Origin of the sequence: Streptomyces sp. NPDC052036, from assembly GCF_040680495.1 — a bacterium.
Taxonomy (GTDB): domain Bacteria; phylum Actinomycetota; class Actinomycetes; order Streptomycetales; family Streptomycetaceae; genus Streptomyces.
In genome coordinates this window covers 1-5,580 of the sequence record NZ_JBFAWW010000092.1, presented here as the reverse complement: position 1 = coordinate 5,580, position 5,580 = coordinate 1, and the positions used below count along the sequence as shown (strand labels likewise).

General features: G+C 69.1%; 5 protein-coding genes and 3 pseudogenes. 3 read left to right on the top strand and 5 right to left on the bottom strand.

The annotated features are described in order from the left end of the window. Positions 1 to 291: 291 nt before the first annotated feature. The 3 genes and pseudogenes from AB0L95_RS41695 to AB0L95_RS41685 all read right to left on the bottom strand — a co-directional run. A pseudogene (locus AB0L95_RS41695) lies at positions 292 to 387 on the bottom strand (IS5/IS1182 family transposase); the annotation flags it as partial. A gap of 65 nt (positions 388 to 452) precedes the next feature. Next, positions 453 to 1,331 carry a carbon-nitrogen hydrolase family protein gene (locus tag AB0L95_RS41690; protein WP_365171840.1) on the bottom strand — a complete coding sequence of 293 codons (879 nt, stop codon included), beginning with the start codon at positions 1,329 to 1,331 and terminating at the stop codon, positions 453 to 455. Positions 1,332 to 1,337: 6 nt separating this feature from the next. Further along, positions 1,338 to 2,831 (bottom strand): APC family permease, encoded by a 1,494-nt coding sequence (locus AB0L95_RS41685; RefSeq protein ID WP_365171838.1) that lies wholly within the window; start codon positions 2,829 to 2,831, stop codon positions 1,338 to 1,340. A gap of 115 nt (positions 2,832 to 2,946) precedes the next feature. Between AB0L95_RS41685 and AB0L95_RS41680 the strand changes: the two genes are divergently transcribed. Further along, the gene (locus AB0L95_RS41680; protein WP_365171836.1) at positions 2,947 to 3,552 is read left to right on the top strand and encodes a TetR/AcrR family transcriptional regulator; all 606 of its coding nucleotides are present in this window, start codon (positions 2,947 to 2,949) and stop codon (positions 3,550 to 3,552) included. Between the two features lie 193 nt (positions 3,553 to 3,745). Continuing rightward, positions 3,746 to 3,865, top strand: a pseudogene (locus AB0L95_RS41675) (serine hydrolase); the annotation flags it as partial. A gap of 87 nt (positions 3,866 to 3,952) precedes the next feature. On the opposite strand, the gene AB0L95_RS41670 reads toward AB0L95_RS41675, so the two are convergent. Next, positions 3,953 to 4,771 carry a hypothetical protein gene (locus AB0L95_RS41670; RefSeq protein WP_365171834.1) on the bottom strand — a complete coding sequence of 273 codons (819 nt, stop codon included), beginning with the start codon at positions 4,769 to 4,771 and terminating at the stop codon, positions 3,953 to 3,955. Next, positions 4,771 to 5,085 carry a hypothetical protein gene (locus AB0L95_RS41665; RefSeq protein WP_365171832.1) on the bottom strand — a complete coding sequence of 105 codons (315 nt, stop codon included), beginning with the start codon at positions 5,083 to 5,085 and terminating at the stop codon, positions 4,771 to 4,773. The genes AB0L95_RS41670 and AB0L95_RS41665 overlap by 1 nt, the downstream gene beginning before the upstream one ends. Here AB0L95_RS41665 and AB0L95_RS41660 point away from each other — a divergent pair. Continuing rightward, a pseudogene (locus tag AB0L95_RS41660) lies at positions 4,993 to 5,473 on the top strand (IS5 family transposase); the annotation flags it as partial. The gene AB0L95_RS41665 and the pseudogene AB0L95_RS41660 sit on opposite strands and share 93 nt — an antisense overlap. Positions 5,474 to 5,580: the final 107 nt, after the last annotated feature.

The window sequence follows — 5,580 nt, the reverse complement described above, 5'->3', positions numbered from 1 at the left end:
ACCCGAAAGCGGGACAAGACGTCCAACGCATCACCGGCGGACCCAGGGACTGGGAAACTCATACACAGCGGCCGTTCTCTCGCACTTCGTGACTCAACATCTCGAAGCGTGGAGAACGGCCGCCTCGGCTGTCCCGGGAAGAACCGCAGATCAGCAGGTCGGGTGACACCCGAGGTTAAACACCAAGCTAAAGTTCTGCACATGCTCACACCCCCTTCGCACGTCAGGCCGTGATCACGTCCCTATCGGCTGATCACCACGGCGTTTACGCCCGTGATCGGTTCGAGGGCACCAGTACGTCGCTACCAGTAACACCCGGTCCGCCAGCGGGAGTCGCCAGGGACGGCCTCGCTGAACGTCGCCACCACGGCGCCGCACCAACGCCAGCGCCCCGGCGACCTGGCGGGCGCCGGGTGGTGTCGGCGGGTGGTATCGGCTTGGCTCGTCCGCGGCTACTGTGAGGTTTCGTCGTTCAGCCAGTGCGGTGTGTGGAATGTGCCGCCGTACATCGGTAGCTCAATCTTGGCGCCGTAGCGGGCGAGCTGGGCCCAGGGCCGGTTGATCCCGGCGGAGCCGAACGCGCGGACGCGGGTGACGGTGTCCAGGTCGAGGACGTCGATGAGGATCTCCTCGCCGGGGCCCGCCTGCTGCCGGAGGATGCCCTCGGGGTCGACGATTGCACTGGTGCCGACGCCGGCCGGGTCGGCGGCGTTGACGTTGACGACGTAGAGCTGGTTGGTCCAAGCGTTGGCGCGTGCGCAGACCAGCTCCATCTCTCGGTCTCGGGTGGTGGTCAAGGTCGGCTGGATCACCACTTCTGCCCCCAGCCAAGCGAGTTGGCGCATGGTCTCCGGGAAAGAGCCGTCATAGCAGATGGCGAGACCGACGCGCCCGGCGCCGGGGATGTCGAAGACGGTGAACTCGTTTCCGGGAGCGGCCTGTTCGTACGGCTGCCAGGGGAAGATCTTGCGGTAGCGGGCGACGATGCCATTCTCGGGAGATATGGCGAGGGCGGTGTTGTAGATGTTCCCGTCCTCGGCGCGTTCGAAGACCGAGCCGGGCACCAGCCACAGCCCGGTCTCCCGGGCCAGGGCGCACAAGCGGTCGGTGAGTGGCCCGGGTACCGGCACGGCGACCTCCTGCATCCAGCCGTCCCTGCTCTCCAGCAGCGGTGGCTCGGCGGCGAGCAGGAGCTCGGGTACGACGACGAGTTGGACGTGCGGGAAGAGGTCGCGCACGGCGAGGACCTGCTCCCGGAAGCGGTGATAGGTCGCCTCGGGGTCGTGGGCGACCGGTCGGGTCTGAACGGCGGCGATGGCGAGCGTGCGCATGATGGTTCAGTCCTCCGTGACGAGGATGTCGGTGACGGTATGGCGTCCATGGCGGAAGAAGTCCGGGAAACGGAGCCGGATCACCGTGGTGACCAGCAGGCCGAGGACGATCGAGCCGACGCCGAGCAGGAATACGCCGCCGACGCCGCCGATCGAGGTGCTGCCGTAGCCGGGCTGGATCATGTCCACGGCGCTGCGGGCGAAGGCGGCGAGCATCATCAGGCCGCCCGCGAACGGGAGCACGCCCTGGAACATCAAGGCCCGTGCGGAGGTGCGCAGTTGGCTGCGGAAGTGCCAGACGCAGGCGAAGGCGGTGGCGCCGTAGTAGGCGCAGACGAGCAGGCCGATGGAGAGTACGGCGTCGCTGAGGAAGGACGGCGCCGCGTAGCTCAGCCCCGCCAGCAGTGCGACCGACAGCACGCCGGTGAAAACGGTGGCGACGGTGGGGGTGTGGAAGCGCGGGTGTACCCGGGCGAAGGTCTTGGGCAGCGCGCCGTGCACGGCCACCGAGACGTTGGGGCGCGCGGTGGACACGATGCAGGTGAGCAGGGCGGCGACGGCGGACAGGGTGACGGCGAGCTGCACCACCTTGGCCAGCGGCCCGCCGAGGGCCGCGGGCGCGAGGGTGGCCAGAACGTCCGCGGCGTTGTGCGGGTTGCCGAGCCCGAGGCCCCTGGTTCCGGTCCCGGCGAAGCTGAGCGCGGCGACCGCCGTGAAGAGGTACGTGCTGAGCAGGACGAGGGTGGAGATGACGGCGGCCCGCCCCGGGGCGCGGGTGCGGTCGCGGGACTCTTCGTTGACGGTCAGCGCGGCGTCCCACCCCCAGTAGATGAACAGGCAGAGCAGCACGGACTCGGCGAACGGCCCGCTGCCATGGAAGCCGAAGGGGTTCAGCCAGGCGGGGCTGGGAGTGCTGGCGCCGTTCCGGGCGACGGCGGCGACGCCGAACCCGATCAGGGCCGCCAGTTGCAGGGCGACCATGGCGGTCTGCACGGCGGCGGAGAGCTGGACGCCCCGGTAGCCGACGGCGGTGACCAGCGCGATGAGCGCGGCTCCGAGGCAGGTCACAGGCAGGGTCTGACCGGCCAGGCCGCTCAGGCCGAGGAGTGAGAGCAGGTTGATCGCGCCGACCTGGGCCAGGGCGGTCATCGCGATGACCGTGGCGATCTGCGGGATCCAGTTGCCGAAGATCCAGCCGAGCCAGGGGCCGAAGGATCTGGTGATCCAGACGAAGTTGGTGCCGCAGTCCGGCATCACCCGGTTGAGCTCGCGGAAGGCGTAGGCGGTGCAGAGGATCGGCACGAAGCCGATCAGCAGTGCGGCCGGTGCCAGATGGCCGACGGAGAGGACCACCAGACCGAGGGTGACGGTGATGCTGTAGGCCGGGGCGACCGAGGCGAGGCCGAGGGAGACCATCGACAGCAGGCCGATCGAATCGGACGCCAGGCCCTTGCTCCGGGGGGAGGGTCTGGCCTCGACGTCGGTGGGGTTGATGGTCACGAGGGCTCCCGGGGGACGGGCCGACAGTTGTTAAACGCGGATTTAAGAACTACCCGGCTCGTCCGTCAATAGATGGGCGGATACGATTGAATGCGGGATGAAAGAAGGGGAGGTCATGGCGGCAGGGAAGAAGGGCAAGGAAGCCCGCCGGGCAGAGCTGAGCGCGGCCGTGCAGCGGGCGCTGCTGGTGCGTGGCCTGGAGGGGCTGCGCCTGCGCGACATCGCCGAGGAGGCCGGGGTGACACCCGCGGCCGTGCTCTACTACGGCGACCTCGACGCGCTCGTCTACGACACCTACCGGCAGGCCATCGAGCGCTACAGCCAGCAACGGGAGCAGGCGGCCGAACGCTTCACCGACGCCCGCGACCGGCTTCGCGCCTGCATCGACCATGGCCCGGCCACCGGGCCGGACGACACTCTGACGCGGCTGCTCTTCGAGTACTGGCCGCGCTGCCTGCGCAACGCGAAAGCAGCCGCCCTCGACAGCTCACTGACCGAGCGTCAGATCGCGGTCTACTACGGCGTGCTCATGCTGGGACAGGCCCAGGGGCACTTCGCCCTGGCGGACCCGCCCCGCCTACTGGCGGCGAGCTTCGTCGCCATGGAGGACGGTTACCAGATGGAGATCCTGGCCGGCCGCCGCACCCGCACCGAAGTCGTCACCGCCCTGCGGGCCTACGCCCGCGCCGTCACCGGCCACGACCTGGCCAGCCACCCATAACAACGACTGCGTATCAACAGAGCACCACCCGGCAGGCTCATGTGCAGATCCAACCCCATGTCGCGGTGGCGTATTTGGTGTGCAGATTTCACCCAGCCGCAGAGCGCACACAGGGGCGAACGAAGGCGCCTTGCGATCAAGCGGCTCGAATGGGCCAAAAGGGGCCGTCCCCTGCCGTCACCCGTCCCGGCCATCACAGCGCTTCGGACCCCTCCCCCACGAAATCGCGGTCCGGTGTGCCCCGACCGAGCCGGATCAGGGCGCCGACACCCATCTCAAGGGTGCCGCCCACGACTTCCCCGCCCGGCTTCTCGTCCCTCTACCAGTACTGAATAACCTCTCGATTCACCCGCCGAATAATCCGCCGCATGATGCCCGGTGACCGTGAAGGCCAGACACCTCACGTGCCTACGGTGACGTCCGGCCGCGGGCCGAACGCCCGCCTGCAGCGCGGGTGGGAGATCTGCCACGCCGCGGCGTCCTCCACGCTGCGCAGCGTGCCGTTCGGCTTGTCGGGGTCCTTGTGGCTGGTCCAACCGCAGTCGGCGCCGTCGAACACCTCCCTGAACTGCACCCCCGACTCACGAGCCCGGTTGAGGGTTCCCGCGTTGTAGGCGACCGCACTCTTGGCGAGGGTCGCCGACTCCGCCCACGCCTGCACCGGCATCCGCGCCCCGTTGCGGTAGATGACGTAGGCCAGCTGGTGTTCGGCGGCCAGCCGGTCCGCCAACGCCTTCGCGGCCTGCAGGGCGGTGGTGTGGCCCGAGGCGAGGAGCGGCACTTCGCGGCGTGCGGCGTCCCGTACGGCCCGGTAGAAGGCGGCGGCCATGCGCTGCTCCTCCTCGGAGCGGCGCAGGAAGTCGGCGTAGGAGTCGGAGGCCAGCAACTGCAGGGCCTCGCGGTGGATGAGCGTCCACGAGAAGTGCCCGCCGACCGCCTCGGCTGCGGCCCGCGCCCCTTCCTCGTACAGGTGCGGCAGCTGGCGGGCCACGAACGCTCTCGCCTCGGCATCCACGCGCTGCCGGAAGTCGGTGATGGCGGCCTGGAACTGGGCCAGCCGGTCGGCGACCATCCGGGAGCGTGCGTTGTCGCCGATCACCGCGATCACGGCCGCCTGCTCGGCTGCCAGGCGCTGCCACGCATCCTCGAGCACCGCGGCGACACGCGCGGCGACGGTGCCGGCGTCGCCGGGCGTCAGCGGCGGGAACTCGTGCGCCACTACCGCCACCAGTGGCGGTGGCGTCGGCGGTGGGCGGACTGCAGCGGGGCGATGACCAGGGTGTCCCCGCCGGTCGTGTCGTCCGGGGCGGTCGCAGCCTCCACGGAGGCGATCTGCCGTTCCAGGCCGGTCAGGTTGTTGGACTGGTCGAGGGTGGCGACACCGTTGACGGTCAGCTGCAAAGGTTCGGCCAGCAGCTTGGCGCGCCGCTCGGACAGCGACTCGGACGCTCTCGGGGCGGCCTGACCTGCAAGATCCACCTCGCCGGTGAGGGTGGACGCCGCCCCCTGGCCCTGCTGATCACTCCGGGCCAATGGGGCGACGCTCCGCAGCTCATTCCGGTCATGGAACGCATCCGTGTTGGCCGCCCCAGTGGCGGACGCCCTCGCACTCGGCCCGACCATCTCGGCGGCGACAAGGCGTATTCCTCCCGTCGCAACCGCCGCTATCTGCGCCGACGCCAGATCAAGCACACCATCCCCGAACCGAAGAACCAGCGGGCCAACCGCCAAGCCCGCGGCAGCAAGGGCGGCCGACCTGTCGGCTTCGACAAGACGATCTACAAGCGAAGGAACGAAGTCGAGCGGACGATCAACGCGCTGAAGAACTCCCGGGGCCGTGGCCACGAGATTCGACAAGCGCGGCTACATCTTCCACGGCACCGTCACCGTCGCCTCGATCCGACTCTGGCTCCGTCCATGATCTCCGGCGGATCTAGTGTCGCGTGATCTGGTTTGTGTCACCTGAAGCTCTTTGACTCGTTGGGTAGTGCATGAACCTCTCTTCGGAACAGGCCGCGGAATTACGGA

Bases quoted from the DNA above. Each gene is read 5' to 3' on its own strand.
- AB0L95_RS41680 (WP_365171836.1), top strand. From the start codon at position 2,947: ATGGCGGCAGGGAAGAAGGGCAAGGAAGCCCGCCGGGCAGAGCTGAGC.
- AB0L95_RS41690 (WP_365171840.1), bottom strand. From the start codon at position 1,331: ATGCGCACGCTCGCCATCGCCGCCGTTCAGACCCGACCGGTCGCCCAC.